Origin of the sequence: Nostoc sp. FACHB-133 (genome assembly GCF_014698055.1) — a bacterium.
GTDB lineage: Bacteria > Cyanobacteriota > Cyanobacteriia > Cyanobacteriales > Nostocaceae > Nostoc.
In genome coordinates, this window is the sequence record NZ_JACJSH010000031.1 from 75622 (window position 1) to 91805 (window position 16184).

Genomic DNA, 16184 nt, shown 5'->3' on the forward strand with positions numbered 1-16184 from the left:
AGTAGATAATTCAACTAAAGTTTTAGGTGTAACTAAATGCACAATGATTTTAGGAGTAAGCTGCCACTACTGCTGACATTCTGCCTATTTACGAGCTTTTTGCCTGCCTCTGGTTCAGTTTTATGTCCAGCTGTTGCCTCTGACGAATATTATAGAGTAGCCAGAAATAATGCCAGAGATGGACGTACAGGAAGCGATGGGCGATCGGGTAGAAGCGGTGAAAACCAAAACATTTTTGTTAATGGTTCACCCGTTAATCTTGATTTGTCCGGTAAAGATGGGGAAGATGGGGAAGACGGGGAACATAGCGATCGCCCTGAGTGTGGTTATCAACGCAATCACGTCAGCCATGATATCAAGCATGATATAAATGCACCAAATGGTGGCAATGGCGGTAACGGCGGTAAGGGAGGAGATGGGGGAAATGGTGGTTCCCTCACAGTGTATTACAGCAATTTAGCAGATTTACGAAACATTTCCGTTCGGGCAAATGGTGGGCAAGGTGGACGTGGGGGTAGAGGTGGCAACGGTACGCAGGGTTGTCGCTGTCACAAGCGGAGTTGGGAAGTTAAAACCTGTAAAGGAACTCCCGGTAGTCCTGATTATAAGTGTACTGAAAAGGTTTATCGATGTAGCGACGGTAGCGATGGGCGAGATGGCAGCGATGGTAGTGAGGGTAGCCAAGGGCGCTTAGGAACTTTAAGTATTGTAAATAGTAAGGAAGCTTTGGCAGGCGATAATCCAACGGTGCAGCTAGCAATTTCGGAACTGACAAACAAACCAGTAAACCTTTCGAAGAACAAATGGAATCTTCGCAAAGGCGCAGCTTCTCTACTTGCACCTGGTTCTGCGATCGCAGATGATTACCTTGAGTTTGAACAGCGTCTAGAAGAAACTTTTCAAATAGTTTGGCAAGAAAAACAACCTATTACCAGCTTTGGCAATCAAGCTGTAACACTGAATTTAACTGACAACAAACAAGTAGAAGTAACTTTTGCCGAGGACTTATGGGTTGATGGTAGCATCAAAAATGAAGCTAACTTAACAACATTTACCGTTAACCATGCCATTCCCAAAAAAGATGTCACCCGGTTAGCTGTAGCAGAGTTTGCCGAAGCAGGACAAAACCTCAACTTAAAAATAGTCGATTTGGCAGCGAAATCTGATGCTATTAATACTCAGTTTCGCATCAAATTCCGCGCCCAGGATAACTTGTACGGCTTTTCTGGCTACAAAACTGAATATGAAGGGGATATTCCCAACGAACTTGTGACTCGTGACTACAACCGTTTTACTCTAGCTTTAGGCAAGCTCAAAATTCCTGATTCAGCTTTACGTCCTGGTGTCAACGTTGATCTTGAAGTCGTAGCAACTCGTTCCTTGGGAATACGTTCTGCCAAGCAAACTATTAGCTGGCAGGGTGCAATCCGCAAGCCTAGATAAAATTTAGGAAGATTTTTTCCCATCTGAAACCATTTGCGAAAGAATATAAGCTGCAAAATCTAGTAACTGATCCAGCAAAAAGCCAATGATACCAATGTAGAGGATCACCTGGATCATATAATCAGCATTGCCAGCTTTATAAGCTTCCCAGAGAGTAAAGCCAAGTCCTTTTGGGCCTGTTAACATTTCTATAGAAATAACTATAAACCAGGCTACCCAAATACTAACTTTCAAGGCATGAAATATATGAAATATAGCTACTCGAAAGTTATTATTCTGCCTACGAAAATGTTGCATACCAATTGCCATATTAATAATCATCGTCCAGAGAGTTCCTAGAAAAACTACTGTAGTATCAGCCGATTCGCTCTCTTGAAATACTATTAATGCAATAGGTAGCAAAGCTATAGGAGGGATGCTATGTGGTATCTGGAATATCAGCCTAAATAACTGATAAACCATGCTATTCATGCCTATTAGGTATCCAACAAAACTACCCAATACGGCAGCTGGAATGTAACCCACAAACAACCGTTGCAGACTAGCTAAAATGTCTAAAAACATATATTCTCTCTGCCTCAGTTCTCATGGAAAAGATTTAGAAAATACTGTGGCAACAACACAAAGTAGCAAAGATAAAAATGTGTTAAATTACACGATCTCTTTAAAGAATACAAGATTTTTTCTATCTTCTCCTTGTCGATATTTAATCAAGAAAAATTAGGTATTATTACGATGTTTTGGTAGTAATGCAAAGAGGGGTAAAGCTTGACTTTAGTAAACTTTATCAGAAAAATAAATCCTGATTAGTAAATTAAATACAATTTCCAGATTTTAATTGTTTGATGATTATAGTAAGTATGAATATGTAATATTTTTAATATTAAGTAAATAGCAAAACTTGTTATGAGCAATACAGAATTTTTATAAAACAGGGAGTGTCAGAGATACTTTATCAAGTAAAAACAAAATTACTCTAGGGAAGGCAATGCGTTGCCCGGATTTTTCATGGGTAAAAAATCCGGGTGTCCATTTCTTCAAAAATCAACTCTGTCAGCGTTATTTCAATGCAAACAAAAAGAAAGACATGATTGGCATTTCATATAGCGCTGCGATTGGTTATACCATTTCAATCGATACTCCTAAAAATTACCCCAAGAGCCGATATCACTAAATCCTTTGAACGATTTACGTTTACCTTATAAATTTCAGTGCGTCTTTTTTATCTAGATGCGATTATTTCCCTAGATTGCGCTTCATTTGTTCTAATTCATCTTGGGTTTCCCAACTACGAAACTTCTCTTCTAAGTCATCAAATCCACTAGAATAAGTGCTAGTTTTATTTGACCAGCCACTGGTTTCAAAACGCTGTTGAGTTTGCGCTTTATCACGGGCTGTTTGTGCTTCGGCGGCTTTAGCTTGCACCTCTTGTCGCCGTTGCTGTATTTTTCGTAATAGTTCTTGAGATTGGTTAATGCGTTCTTTCAGCCCTTGCATGTGTCCCCAGCGCTGATTTCCTTCGCGCAACAGGGCTGCTTCTCGCTCACCCGCCGCAGTCGCTAAATCTTCTCTGCCGGCGTTTTTGGCTTTTTGAACACGGATATGCCAACGCTGAATTTCTTGAGCGGTGGAGAGAATTTCTTCTTGCGATCGCTTCTCTTGCAATTGTAAATCTGCGATCAGTTTTAATGTGTCTTCTTCTTGCTCACGCAGCTGTTCTAGCAGCGCCTCTAACTCCAAATGTGGATTGTTACGCAAGAATTCTTCTAAACGGTTTTCTAAAAACCGACTCAAATCATCAAATAATCCCACTGCTAGAACTCCAGAGATCGGGTGCGTGACTATTTTATTGTAGTAGTCAGGTGGACTTCTGGGTGTTAGTTAGATTTCAAAGTTGGGAAGAATGTATTTGGTGAAACTACGCAAACAACGCTGACTTACAAAATAAGGCTTTAATCAGTATGAGTTCTGATTTTCAACCGCCACCTAAGAACTTGTCCATACTAGCTTCTGTAGGAGGGGTAGTTACGGCTGTAATAGCGATCGCAATTTTAAATGGTTGGTCTAAGCAACTTTCCCAAGCTTCCATAGAAAAACCGGAAATCTCAACATCCGAAACTGCTTCACGCCAGTTGGTACAACCAAATAAACCCCAAAACCCTGTCTCTGGTGCTGAAGCAGCTGAAATCATTGCCAGTCTTGATGCTAAATCTGTAGTTTTGCCAGGTCAACCTATTCCTAAGAACCAACTCACAGTAGCGATAATTCCATACATTGCTCCGGGAGTTGGAAAACTAACTCCAGAGGAAATGACAACGGCACGTATTGCTTGGTCATATTTCCAGCGCAACTGGAATGATGAAACTGGTTTGGTAAATTCCGTTGATGGCTTTGCCTCCGTCAGTATGTGGGATCAGACAGCAGCGATCGCAGCCTTAGTTAGTGCTAAAGAACTCAATATCGTGCCTGCGGCTGAATTTGAAGCCAAAATGAGCAAAATGTTGAAAACACTGGCATCAATGCCTTTATATAAAGGGGAATTACCCAACAAGGTTTACAATGCCAAAACCCTCGTACCCGTCAATTATGGTCAACTAGAAAAACGCGAAGAAATTGGTTGGTCAGCTATTGATTTGGGAAGGATGGCAATCTGGTTGAAGATTGTCGAGGCAAAGTATCCAGAAATGCGATCGCTTTCTACAGACGTTTGGAAACATTGGCAAGTCAAGCGTATTACCAAAAATGGAAAAATGTACGGGACTGCCGTTATTAAAGGTAGAGAACAATACAATCAAGAAGGCCGCTTGGGCTATGAGAATTATGCTGCCTACGGATTAAAGCTTTGGGGCTTGAATGTTACACAAGCATTGGATTATCAGTCCAATATTGCCTTTGTTGATCTTTACGGACAGGGAATTCCTTATGATCGCCGCGACTATAAAAACTCTGGAGCCAATAACTACGTTCTTAGCGAACCCTATATTTTAGATGGTATCGAAACTGGGTTTCAAGCTTTGCCTAAAGCATACGCCGATCGGATTTTAGCTGCTCAAGCAGCGCGTTATGAAGCAACAAAACAATTAACCGCCGTTACCGAAGACAACTTAGATCGCCCTCCATACTTTGTTTACAGCAGCTTGTTTGTCAACGGAGAACCTTGGGCAACCATCACAGATACCCAACAAAAACACAACGATTTGCGGTTCCTCAGTGCCAAAGCTGCGATCGGCTGGCACGTACTTTATAATACTGATTACACGCAGCAGTTATTTAATTTCGTCCAAGCTAACCTTAACTCTAAAGATGGTTGGTACAACGGTTTTTATGAGTCTATGCGTCAGCCAAATAAAACTCTCACCGCCAACAATAATGGCGTAATTTTAGAAAGCTTACTGTATAAACAAGTTGGACAACCACTCACCGTTTGGGCAGGAGTCAAAAGCCAGAAGTCAATCAAAAGGGCTATCAGAACACCACAAGTTACAGCTAAGATTATCAGACCATGAAAAAATTGGCGTTGCATAATAGAAGTTATCTACTGTTCAATGTCGATACCGTGTAACTACGGTAATTTGCAATATCCATTCAGTAACGCTACTTTATGGCAAAAGTCTCTGAACGGACACTGAAATATCTGCGAATGCTAATGGTGTAACCGTTCCTTGCGTAAGAGTATATTCTTCAACATACTTACCATTTTGAGGATTTCTGAACACAATCATCTGTTTGGTAGATAAGTCGAAAACCCAATATTCTTGAATCGCAGCCGTTGCATAAATTACAGCCTTGATATCCAAGTCCTTGTTTAAGCTGGTTTTAGCAACTTCTACAATCCAAAATATATCTTGAGGAGCAGGATGGCGATCGCTGTAAGATGACTCTGGAAGTCGAACGATTGCAATATCAGGTTCGGGTTCCGAGTCGGATAGTGTAATGGGCCCATTGAAACGAACATCAGCTTTACCTGATAGCAATTCTTCTAAATATTTTGCACCTCGTTTTGCTGTGGTGTAGTGAATTGGGGTTTCTGGACTTATCTCAACAATTTCGCCTGCTAGCAGTTCTACATGACGACCACGCAGAATGCCCGCCTCAACCATGCGGTGATAGTCGTCTACAGACCATTTAGCCAGGGTTTTCATAGCAAAATTGCTCACATTCTTGTGATAAACCTAGTTCAATTTTAAAAGTTGCTGGACTGTGTTTGTGACAATCTGAAAATACGATCACCATATTTGCCTGACAACCAACTACTCGCTATCTTGCATCCCTAACTGCTGTAACAACTTATGAATTGACAAAACGGGTATGGATGAACTCAAAAAACCTTGCGTATCGCGTGTCACAATAGCATCTAAACCCTGAGCAATAGCACAAGCGATTTGAACAGCATCTTCAAAATCAGCTAAACCAGATCCAAAGGCTGATTTCAAGACGGCTCGATTAACAGGACAAATTACCATAACAGTCAGCGTTTCTGAAACTGCTTGCCGTGCTTGCTCAATGCTGCGCGTGTGTTTTCGGGAAATATAAAAAATATCTGTAAGTGTTGTCGCTGTGATGTGTCCAACGACACGACCAGAATCGATCTCCTGAAACAACAGTTCCGCGTCTTGGAAAAATGGAGATCGCTGCAACAGAAAATCTAGGACAATATTGGTATCAATTAAAACTTTCATTCAAGATACTTGTCCACTCGTCGCTCTTCTAACATTACAGCCACTTCTTCATCAGTCGGTGCTGGCTGGTCTGTTTTTAGCAAGCCTCGCATCCGTCTAATGGCGCTAGAGCGCTCAGGCTCAGAAATTGGCGTGTCTTGCAAGGACTCAATGATGGCGCTTACCAGTGCAAGGCGATCGCTTGGTGGTAACTTGAAGACCTGCTCCTTCAATTCTTGTAGCAACATAGACGGCTCCTATGGTCGAAGGTATCTACTATCTAGTATGGGCGATCGCGCCTTCTATAACCAGATTTATTGACCCTGCTACAGTTCCCAAGTGCAGGTCTTATCTTTATTTTGCGATCGCACCCCATCTCAAAAATCATCAGCGATCGCGGGAGTAATGTCCAAAGTGGGTATCAACTCATAACCGCAAAAATGATAAAAAATGTATTCAACAAAGCATTTGCTACTTCTGCCAAGACGCAGGCCGCCATGCTTCTTTGGGGATACTACCAACCTTAATGCCTTTAACTCGAATGGATTTCTTTTTTCCATCCCACCGAACGCAAAACACTCCATGCTTCTCATAGATTGACAGAAGCGTTGTTTCTGCCGCATTTATTTCTTTTATTTTTCTGTCAATATCAGCTTGCTGCGATTTCTCGTATTCACCAATAAATATGCCGTTGCTGTCAATTAGCAGCCGATTCATTTTTTTAATGGGTTCGACGCGCACAAACAAAGTCATGCTGCTAATCTCCTTTGGGGCTAACTAGTTATTAGACTGAAACTTTCCAAATATCAATAAATTTTTTATATATCGTCAATATCGGAATATTATACCGAATTTTCCCTATAAATATAATGTTGGGTTACGCAAAGCCTCCACCCAACCTATTAGCGTGACTGAAACAACAGTTCTGCGTCTTGGAAAAATGGCGTAGGCGTAGCCCACCGGAGGCATCGCTGCAACAGAAAATCTAGGACAATACTTATATTAATTAAAACTTTTATTAAAGATACCTACTCTACCGAATCGATAAAGCCATTACACAAAAAATACACCCAATAAATCTTGATTTAGGAATATAACTGTACAGACGCGCTATGCGCTCCTAACTCCTAATTCCTTTTTTGCGTATGATATACAAACCTCCTCAACAAAAGCTGTTGAGATGGATTGCATTGTTCCTAATTGGAACATTTCTGCAATTTTTGTTTTACATCCCGACACCAGTCTTATCTCAAAATTCCAATCGCTGTAGTAATATTACAGCCCCTCTGACACCTGAAGAACAAACTTACGCTCGTGGGGCTTGGCAGTATTTTGTCAAAAACTATCAGCCAGCAACAGGATTTACCAATTCTACAGGGGGTTATCCTTCTGGTACACTCTGGGATATGGGTAACTACCTGATGGCGTTGAATGCTGCACGCTGGTTGAATCTTACTGACCAAGCAGATTTTGATGCTCGTCTCAACAAATTTTTAACGACTCTCAGCAGCTTAAAGTTATTTGAGGATGCTTTGCCCAATAAAGTCTATAACGCAGCCAATGCACAAATGGTTGATTATGGCAATAATCCCCTTGAGCGGGGTATTGGTTGGTCTGCTTTGGATGTTGGGCGAATACTTGCAGCGTTTGATGTCATCCGTACCTGTCATCCGCAATATAATGATTGGCTTAAAGGAATTGTAGCAAAGTGGCAAGTGGCGCGATCGCTCAAAGATGGACAGCTTTTTGGCGCTACTGTTCTCCCAGACAACAAAACCTTGTTGGTGCAAGAAGGACGACTTGGCTACGAAGAATACGGGGCTAGAGGTTATGGACTTTGGGGTTTCCCCGCACCCAAAGCTATTTCTTTAGAACCGTTTAAGTTAGTCGAAATTAATGGTGTGCAAATTCCCGTTGATACCCGTGACTTTCAAAGCACCAACGCTAATAATTACGTTGTTAGTGAGTCTTATATCCTTGAAGGGATTGAGTTTGGCTTGCAAGGTGAGTTAGCTGATTTTGCTGCCAGGGTTTTAGATGTACAAAAACGGCGTTACGATACCACAGGGCAGTTGACTGCGGTTACAGAAGATAATATTGACCAAGCGCCTTATTTTCTCTACAACACCGTTTACGCCAACGGTGCAAACTGGGCAACAATCACGGATGCTAATCAACCTTATCCACAGTTTCGCAGCATTAGTACCAAAGCTGCTTTTGGTTGGCGCTATCTTTTTCCAGAGAATGCTTATGCTCAAAAAGTTTTTGATGCTGTCAAGGATCTCCGTAGCCCTGATAATAGTGGTTACTATGCTGGTATCTATGAAGAATCTAAACAGCCTAATAAAGCTTTGACAGGTAATACTAATGGGCTGATTTTGGAGATTTTATACTACAAAGCTAAGGGAAATCACCCTTTAATTGCTTCTAGTTCTGCGAGTGTGTCTACTGGCAAACCCAGTGAAAATGCTTCTCCTGCAACACCCTCAAATCAACCGAATTCTACTGTTACAACTCCGATCGCAAATCAACCGAATTCTACTGTTACGGCTCCCACTGCAACCCCTCCGGATACTTCTAAACCTAAAGAAGTCGCCGTTGCACCTATTCCACCAGTAGATAGTCCTCAGCCATCATCTCAGATCAAGATGGAGCGATCGCTGTCGGTGATTGAACGGCGCTATGCAGAGGCGGCTTGGCGATACTTTCAAGCGAATTATCACTCCAAAAATGGGCTGATTGACGATCGCAGTGATTTCAAAGGCGCAACCCTCTGGGGATTAGGAGATTATCTCGCAGCCCTCCATGCAGCGCGATCGCTCGATATAATTACTCCCAAGGAATTTGACCAGCGCACCCGCCATCTTTTAGGAGCCTTGATAAAGTTACCATTGTTTGCTGGAGAATTGCCGGGTCGGAGTTATGATACGCGATCGCTCCAACTAGTAGATTACGGTGGAAATCCAGCCCCAGAAGGAAACGGCTGGTCAGCTTTGGATTTAGGTAGAATGCTGGCAGCACTTTACAACTTAAAAACCTGTCATTCAGAATACACGGCTGCGGTAGATAAAATTGTGCTGGATTGGTCATACTTGCGTGTGGTACGCGAAGGTATTCTATCCAGTGCGACTGTCACCAAAGAGCAAGAAGGGCGATCGCTAATCCGCGTCAACCCCGAAACCCGCTTGGGATATGAAGAATATGCAGCTAGAGCTTTTCAATTATGGGGATTTAATGTTAATGGTTCTGCTGTTGGCGGAGAATATCAAACTGCCTTAGTAGAGGGAGTGAAAGTGCCAATTCAACGCCACCGCAAAGATAGCAACTCCAAAAACCAATACACAGTTAGTAATCCTTTCTTACTCTATGCTTTGGAGTTTGGACTAGATCCACAAATGCGATCGCTCTTTGAACCAATTTTTCAAGCACAAGCTGAACGTTATCGTCGCACCGGCAACCTCACAGCCTCAGCTACCACCTTGATTGATCGTAAGCCTTACACTGTCCACAGCACAATTACTGGAAAAGGTGAGTCTTGGGTGGCTTTAGGAGATGACGGTCAACCTGTACCAAAAGGGCGATTGGTAAGTACAGCAGTCGCTTTTGCCTATCATTCCCTGCTTCCAGAAAACAAGTACAGTCAAGAGTTACTGCAAGGAACGACTGACTTATATAATCCATTAGCTGGATTTTATGAGGGTTTCTATGAAGCCACAGGTAAAACGGCAGTTGGTTTCACCAGCAGCACCAACAGTATGATTTTGCAATCCTTGCTGTACAAGGTAACGAATCAACAACCTCTAATTCGTCCGACAAATGACATGAAATCTCCTTGGTGGCAAGAAGTTAGTCAGGGAAATTCTGGGCGAGGTCTACCCAACACTGCCAAACAACAAACTAAGTTAATTTCTGATAGTTCTGGCAGTTACTGGGTTTCAGCTAGCGAGCAACATTAAGAGAAGCCAGACGCAGGAATGCAAAGATGCGTGCCTGCGTCCTCTAGCAGTTCGCCAAGTGTACTTGGCGGGGTAAAGGGTAAGGGGTAAGGGGGAAAGGGTTTAAATCCCTTAACCTTTCCCCTTTCCCCAGTCCTCACTTAGCATTTTTGGGTTGGCAGACTACTAGCAGTAATGTTGGGTTGGTAATAGGTTGTTAGTAATGAATTCAACTAGGGAATACTTATTCTGAAGGAATGCAGATAAAGTGGGAAGCTCCGTCTAGTCTTTACAGAGGGGCTTCCCATTTCATCGGGAATAGCCTCCAGGACTCCCTAGTTCTATTGGTCTAACTTTCCCTCCTCTTGTCAAAAGTCCTGGTTCCCAAGACCCAAATCTTTTTCTTCTCCCAAGGGGAGACGCTAAAAGCGATGCAACATATACCTATCAGCTTGGTTCTCGCTTATGGCATTGATGGTTACTGAGCGTAGTCGAATCTAAAATCCAAAATTCAAAATCTAAAATAGTACTAAGATGAGTTCAGTTTCTATTAGTGATAATTCCTCAAAGTTTTCTGGTAATAGTCGCTCATTACTCAAAAAAAGAACGCTGTTATTTCGCTATCTTGCAGAAATAAATTTAATTTTTGGTATCTGGTATTTGCAATGGCGCATCACCCATTCCATAAATTTTGATGCACTGTGGATCTCTATTCCTTTGTTGATAGCAGAAATTTATAGCTATTTCGGCGGTGTGATGTTTGTGATTGGGTTATGGCGACCTTTAGTGCGACAAATTAAGTCTCTCGACCAGATGACTCCACCTTTACCCAGATCCGAATGGCCAACAGTAGATGTCTTTGTGACCTGCTACAACGAACCGCCGGAAATTGTAGAGGAAACTGCCAAAGCTGCTCTGGCAATGGATTATCCGCCAACAAAGTTACGAGTTTATGTTCTAGATGATGGTAACTCGGCTGATATACGGGCTATGACAGAAAGATTGTGTATTGAGGATTTGCAGTCACCACAACTACAACAAGAAGCAAATCGGATTGATGCAGAACACTCTTCTTTATTGCAGCGTCTAAAGCAACTAGAAAATCTGACACCTAATACTCAGGCCGCAGAACAATGGTTGCAAACATCATCATCAGAACCAGTGGTTAATCAGTTGGCTACGGAATTTGTGCAAAGCCTGCGACAATTTATTCTTTGGTTATCTCCGACTCATGAAAGTATTAGTAATTCTCTTGGAGAGACGCTACGCGATCGCCTCACTACTGAACGGAAAGCCCTAGAGGAAACTATTCGTAAGAAAGAACTTGAACTTTTGGAACTCTCCCGGTTTCGGTACATCGCTCGTCCCAAAACCCCTGGTGTAGCGCATCATGCGAAAGCAGGCAACATTAATTACGCAATTTTTTCTGGGGAAACGGCAGGAAATTTTATTGTTACTCTAGATGCCGACCACATTCCCAAGCAAAATTTTCTGAAGCGAGTTGTGCCTTATTTTTATACATATAAAATTTCAACAGGAAAATACGACGAGAATAAAATTGCTTTTGTACAGACTCGCCAGGATTTTTACAATATTCCTCCAGGCGATCCTTTTGGACATCGAGCAAATTTATTTTATGGGCCACTCCAACAAGGTAAAGATGGCATGAATGCTGCGTTCTATACAGGCACAAATGCGATATTGAGGCGTGAGGCATTAGTTAGTGTAGGACTGCAAAATTTTGCTGATGAATTTGCCAAAGATGAAAAACGTTTAGATGAATTTGATTTAGTTGGTGGGGTATCGAGTAATAGCATTACAGAAGATATGAATACAGCCATGCGTCTGCATAGTGCTGGCTGGAAATCTATTTATCACAATGAACTTTTGGCAGAAGGTTTAGCGCCAGATGACCTGAGTTCTACTCTTAAGCAGCGACTACGCTGGGCACAAGGAACTATCCAAGTACTAGTTCGGGAAAATCCACTGACAAAATCAGGACTAACCTTTTGGCAAAGGTTGCAATATTTTAAGACGATGTATAGTTATTTCTCTGGTTTTGCAACTCTGGTGTTTATTTCTTGTCCAATTATCTATTTTTTTACAGACATTGTTCCAGTTAAAACCTACGGGTCTGACTTTGCGATACACTTTTTCCCCGCTTTTATTATCAACCGTCTCACCTTCTTAGCAGCTACCTGGGGCATTCCAGCTACAGAAGTTTGGCGTTCTGAACAATATGCGATCGCTTTATTCCCCCTGCTAATCCAAGCTGTATGGAGTGTGTTCACAGGACAAAAACTCAATTTTCAAGTCACACCTAAGCAGAGGCAATCTGGTATTTATCTCAGGCTGGTTTGGCCGCAGTTAGTTATCTTAATCCTTACTATTCTAGGGATATTATGGAGTCTTTACCGCTTTGCAATTGGTCATCTAAATAATCCTTTGGTTCACCTAATCAATAGTGCTTGGGCTATCTATAACTTGTTACTTTTGTCGGTTATCATCCGCGCATCCGTTTGGCAACCTCCAAAAGAAACCTAAGAGGTAATACAAGTATTTTTTCTTCTCTGGATGTCGCGCTAGTTGCTACAGACGCAATTAATCGCGTCTCTCCCTCATAAATCCAATCTAGAAAACATACCTATGAACACTGATTCGGATTCAAAAAACTTTAGTCAACGAACTGTCTTAACAATTTATGCTCATGCTGATGATGAAGTTCTACCTGCTGCTGGTACTCTCAGTCTGATGTCCAAGGCAGGGTGGAATATTCGTTGTTTAATTTTGACTGATGGCAGTCTTTCCAGTTCGCCTATTAAGGGTACACGTCATCAAGAAGCGGATGCAGCAGGTAAAATCATCGGTGCAACTTACGAGTTTTATGCACTTGAGGAGTACAATTTCTCAACTCAAGCAGTGATTAAAGTTACTGAGGAAGCTATTAGGCGTTGGCAACCGGCTCTAATTATTACTCATGCACCACAACCTGAAAAATATGGACATAGAGATCATGAAGTGTGTGCGATCGCAGTTTCTAATGTTGCTACCCGTAAAAACATAACTTTGTGGTATTCTGCCCCGCCTGTTTTTTTGCGTGGTTTTGAACCCAACTTTTTTGTGGATATTACATCTGTAATTGAGGAAAAAGTTGCAGCTATCGGCTGTTATGAATCAGAGGTAAACAAAGCATTTATGCAACTTGATGCCATACTGGTTTTATCTCGTTTTTGGGCACGGGAGTTAGGTCAGAAAGATGGCTATTTTGAAGCTTTTGAAATTTCCCGACAATGTGTAGATGCTAACTTTTTTACAGCAATGGCTAATAATTACCAAGCAATTAAACACAGCTAATCGTCATTTGATTAAATAAATGTTGAGGTAAAAAGCGCAACTACTCATTTTCGATCAGAACTGTAACAGCTGCGATCGCAATCAACATTTCATCATTTTTATCGTTTAGTTCAGGAATGGCCCGCCCTTGAACTATCATTCCCCCAGATTCTACAGTAAGAGTTTTCCGACCAAATGGTAGGACAGCTAGTACCTCTTCTTCTCTAACTTGTTCTGGATATGGCACTGCTACCTGAACCTCTATAATCATTTCATTGGGATGACTTAAACCTGCAACTTCCCAAACACCAGGTAAAGCATTGTGAGCGATCGCATTCCTTACTGCCCTAGATGCTGCTACTGTAGGTTCTTGTCCATGCTGATCTATTCCCATTCCCATCTCAATAATCAACCGTTTACGCACCATTACTACCTCCGGTAAATTCTCCACCTTTCACTACCAAAGGCAGCTATAGTGAGGACAGAAGGCTCAGTTGGAATACTGCATTTCTTCCTTACAAGACCCTTCATGCAGAGTCCTACGATGAGAGCCAAACTTCTGCCTCCTGCCCCCTGCCTTCTTTAGACCAGACGTTGTAAGCGACTAAGACGCTCTGAGTAACTTTTCATCACCTGTATGGCAAACATAGGTGTTTCCTGAACGGCAAAGAGAAACCCTTCTTCATCAAGAAAACCTAGTTTAGTATCCACCTTGGCAATAGCTGTGTAATTTCTATTTTTTATTCCTACAAGTATTCCAGCACCAAAAACTTCGCCCTTCTCAATGGTTTCTACAACCTTGTCATTAACTACTATCTCTACCTCTCCTTCCAGAATGCCGTACATACTATCACCAGACTGTCCTTCTTCAAAGATGACTTCACCTGCTGAAAATGCTTCAGGATCGGGTTGTTTTTGAAAGATACTGACTGTTATTACAGGACTTAGCATTAGAGCGACCCTAAAATTTTTGGTTTTTAGACGAAACTTTTTGATAGTTTTAGGCGAACCCAAAAAAGTATACTACTTTATGTTGATTAACTCTCACTCAATCTCCGCAAAATTCCTGATTAGTCTCCTAATCGCCTAAAAACCTCTCCCTGGTTTTACTCTACGGTGTACACATAAGTTATCGAATCACTATTCAGTCCTCGAATTACCCCACCCTAACCCTCCCCTTATAAAGGGGAGGGAACTAGATAGATTTCTTTTTTCCCCCCTTTCCAAGGGGGGATTAAGGGGGGTAATGCTGGGAATAATAAGTAGAGTCCAGGAATATGAAAACGCTGATGACAAAGCTGTATAACCAAAGCTCAGAAAAGCAAAAACGGCAAACTCTTAGAAACAATATGCCCCCATGTGAAAAAATCGTTTGGGTAAAACTTAAAAATCAACAAATTGAAAGCTGTAAATTTCGCAGACAATACAGTATTGACAGATTTATAGTAGATTTTTATTCTTCGGAATTGAGACTTGCCATAGAAATTGATGGTGATAGTCACTATCAAGATGGAGTTCCAGAATATGACCGCGATCGCCAAGCATTTTTGGAATCAAAAGGTACGAGATTTTTGAGATTTACGAATCAAGAAGTTTATCAAGATATTGATGGTGTGATGGATAAGATTAGGGAAGTTATTTGTCGGTTGAGGGAAGTTACCCCACCCTAACCCTCCCCTTATAAAGGGGAGGGAACTAGATAGATTTCCTATTTCCCCCCTTTATAAGGGGGGTAATTCGACTTGTGTATACGATGAAATATTCTTTTTTCCCCTTTCTAATGTTGATTTAGCGATCGCATTTGTTGATATAGCGATTGCATTTGTTGATTCAGCGATCGCATTTGTTGATTCGGCGTTCGCATTTGCTGATATGGCGTTCGCATTTGCTGATTGCACTTATTCTCAAACAACAAATCGATATGAAAATGAGTAAAAATACAGATAAACTCGTAATTATTTCATTAAAAGTTCAACGAAATAAATCTACAAAACTACCCATCTCAGGCAAAAGGATACTCCACTATGTTGAAAAAGGAATTCTTAAAAAAAAGGATATCTCATGTCTTTAAGAACTCGTGGTTCTGCTGCTGTTGACAAAGCCCAACTTCGTCTCGCCTTGCTTAAATCCGTTGATGAAAATCTGGATTTAGGACATGGATTAACCATTGAAGCCTACAACTACCTTATCAACACTACCCGTTCGACGTTAGAAGCTCATAACACGCTTGTGTCCAATCTTGAAGAATCGCGTAAAACAATAACCCAGATGGATAAAGCCCTCTCCGAAATGTCTGAACGAATGCTAAGTGGAGTTGCAACTGTCTACGGCAGAAACAGTATACAGTATTCCAAAGCTGGCGGCTCTAATGGGAAAAGAAATAAAAAATCTAGTTCAAAAGTTGCTCCACTTGTAGCGGTTCTTGCTACTCAACCTGCTCAAGCTGCAATTGCCAATGCGTCAACTAACGGTAACGGCACAACTCCTTTGCTGCAATAATCCACTCCTTGCATAAATCTAGTGCCGTGTCAAGTCTAAATTTGTGCATTAAATATAAGTTGGGTTTCCTTACGTCAACCCAACCCAATACTTGTCGGTTAAGGGGAAAAGGGGAAGGGGAAAAGGGAAAGAAAAAACCTTTAACCCAACCCCAAAAACCTTTTCCCCAAACCCAATTCTGAGTTCAAAATCCTTAACCGAGTAGTATTGCAACCCAACCTTGTATCTTAGAAATAGTAGTAGACCGTCCCAACCTTGGTCAAGAAAGACCGCTTCGTAGCATGGGTCACTACAACAATCTCTTTGACAGAACTCG

At 41.6% G+C, this 16184-nt stretch carries 16 protein-coding genes; 8 read left to right on the top strand and 8 right to left on the bottom strand.

Annotation, left to right across the window (positions count from 1 at the left end):
* The first annotated feature begins 36 nt into the window (after positions 1-36).
* Positions 37-1443 (top strand): collagen-like protein, encoded by a 1407-nt coding sequence (locus H6G86_RS23205; protein ID WP_190936290.1) that lies wholly within the window; start codon positions 37-39, stop codon positions 1441-1443.
* Between the two features lie 3 nt (positions 1444-1446).
* Here H6G86_RS23205 and H6G86_RS23210 read toward each other — a convergent pair whose 3' ends face one another.
* Both H6G86_RS23210 and H6G86_RS23215 read right to left on the bottom strand, forming a co-directional pair.
* Positions 1447-2007, bottom strand: coding sequence for an ABC transporter permease (locus tag H6G86_RS23210; protein WP_190936291.1), 561 nt, complete (start codon positions 2005-2007; stop codon positions 1447-1449).
* 672 nt (positions 2008-2679) lie between these two features.
* On the bottom strand, positions 2680-3255 hold the full coding sequence (locus H6G86_RS23215) for a TIGR04376 family protein (protein WP_179075032.1): 576 nt from the start codon (positions 3253-3255) through the stop codon (positions 2680-2682).
* 149 nt (positions 3256-3404) lie between these two features.
* On the opposite strand from H6G86_RS23215, the gene H6G86_RS23220 reads away from it, so the two are divergent.
* Entirely contained in the window at positions 3405-4949 is a 1545-nt protein-coding gene (locus tag H6G86_RS23220) for a DUF3131 domain-containing protein (RefSeq protein WP_190936292.1), read from the top strand.
* Positions 4950-5042: 93 nt separating this feature from the next.
* Here the strand turns inward: H6G86_RS23220 and H6G86_RS23225 are convergent, their stop codons facing one another.
* The 3 genes from H6G86_RS23225 to H6G86_RS23235 all read right to left on the bottom strand — a co-directional run bounded on the left by H6G86_RS23225 (position 5043) and on the right by H6G86_RS23235 (position 6349).
* Positions 5043-5585 (bottom strand): Uma2 family endonuclease, encoded by a 543-nt coding sequence (locus tag H6G86_RS23225; RefSeq protein ID WP_190936293.1) that lies wholly within the window; start codon positions 5583-5585, stop codon positions 5043-5045.
* Between the two features lie 108 nt (positions 5586-5693).
* Positions 5694-6122 (bottom strand): type II toxin-antitoxin system VapC family toxin, encoded by a 429-nt coding sequence (locus H6G86_RS23230; RefSeq protein WP_190936294.1) that lies wholly within the window; start codon positions 6120-6122, stop codon positions 5694-5696.
* Positions 6119-6349 carry a hypothetical protein gene (locus tag H6G86_RS23235; RefSeq protein WP_179066283.1) on the bottom strand — a complete coding sequence of 77 codons (231 nt, stop codon included), beginning with the start codon at positions 6347-6349 and terminating at the stop codon, positions 6119-6121. The genes H6G86_RS23230 and H6G86_RS23235 overlap by 4 nt, the downstream gene beginning before the upstream one ends.
* An 11-nt stretch (positions 6350-6360) precedes the next feature.
* Here H6G86_RS23235 and H6G86_RS23240 point away from each other — a divergent pair, with 11 nt between their 5' ends.
* The gene (locus tag H6G86_RS23240; protein WP_190936295.1) at positions 6361-6507 is read left to right on the top strand and encodes a hypothetical protein; all 147 of its coding nucleotides are present in this window, start codon (positions 6361-6363) and stop codon (positions 6505-6507) included.
* A gap of 65 nt (positions 6508-6572) precedes the next feature.
* Here H6G86_RS23240 and H6G86_RS23245 read toward each other — a convergent pair whose 3' ends face one another.
* Entirely contained in the window at positions 6573-6854 is a 282-nt protein-coding gene (locus H6G86_RS23245; protein WP_190936296.1) for a hypothetical protein, read from the bottom strand.
* 392 nt (positions 6855-7246) lie between these two features.
* Between H6G86_RS23245 and H6G86_RS23250 the strand changes: the two genes are divergently transcribed.
* The 3 genes from H6G86_RS23250 to H6G86_RS23260 all read left to right on the top strand — a co-directional run bounded on the left by H6G86_RS23250 (position 7247) and on the right by H6G86_RS23260 (position 13390).
* Positions 7247-10057 (top strand): DUF3131 domain-containing protein, encoded by a 2811-nt coding sequence (locus H6G86_RS23250; RefSeq protein ID WP_190936297.1) that lies wholly within the window; start codon positions 7247-7249, stop codon positions 10055-10057.
* 513 nt (positions 10058-10570) lie between these two features.
* Entirely contained in the window at positions 10571-12580 is a 2010-nt protein-coding gene (locus H6G86_RS23255; protein WP_190936298.1) for a glycosyltransferase, read from the top strand.
* Between the two features lie 102 nt (positions 12581-12682).
* Positions 12683-13390: a PIG-L deacetylase family protein gene (locus tag H6G86_RS23260; protein ID WP_190936299.1), complete on the top strand. Its 708-nt coding sequence runs from the start codon at positions 12683-12685 to the stop codon at positions 13388-13390.
* Between the two features lie 40 nt (positions 13391-13430).
* On the opposite strand, the gene H6G86_RS23265 is transcribed toward H6G86_RS23260, so the two are convergent.
* Both H6G86_RS23265 and H6G86_RS23270 read right to left on the bottom strand, forming a co-directional pair.
* Positions 13431-13796 carry a Lin0512 family protein gene (locus tag H6G86_RS23265; RefSeq protein ID WP_179075039.1) on the bottom strand — a complete coding sequence of 122 codons (366 nt, stop codon included), beginning with the start codon at positions 13794-13796 and terminating at the stop codon, positions 13431-13433.
* 155 nt (positions 13797-13951) lie between these two features.
* Entirely contained in the window at positions 13952-14320 is a 369-nt protein-coding gene (locus H6G86_RS23270) for a cyclic nucleotide-binding domain-containing protein (RefSeq protein WP_190936300.1), read from the bottom strand.
* Positions 14321-14658: 338 nt separating this feature from the next.
* Here H6G86_RS23270 and H6G86_RS23275 point away from each other — a divergent pair, with 338 nt between their 5' ends.
* Together H6G86_RS23275 and H6G86_RS23280 are read left to right on the top strand one after the other, a co-directional pair.
* The gene (locus H6G86_RS23275; protein WP_190936301.1) at positions 14659-15039 is read left to right on the top strand and encodes an endonuclease domain-containing protein; all 381 of its coding nucleotides are present in this window, start codon (positions 14659-14661) and stop codon (positions 15037-15039) included.
* Between the two features lie 391 nt (positions 15040-15430).
* Positions 15431-15868 (top strand): hypothetical protein, encoded by a 438-nt coding sequence (locus H6G86_RS23280; protein ID WP_190936302.1) that lies wholly within the window; start codon positions 15431-15433, stop codon positions 15866-15868.
* The last annotated feature ends 316 nt before the right edge of the window (positions 15869-16184 follow it).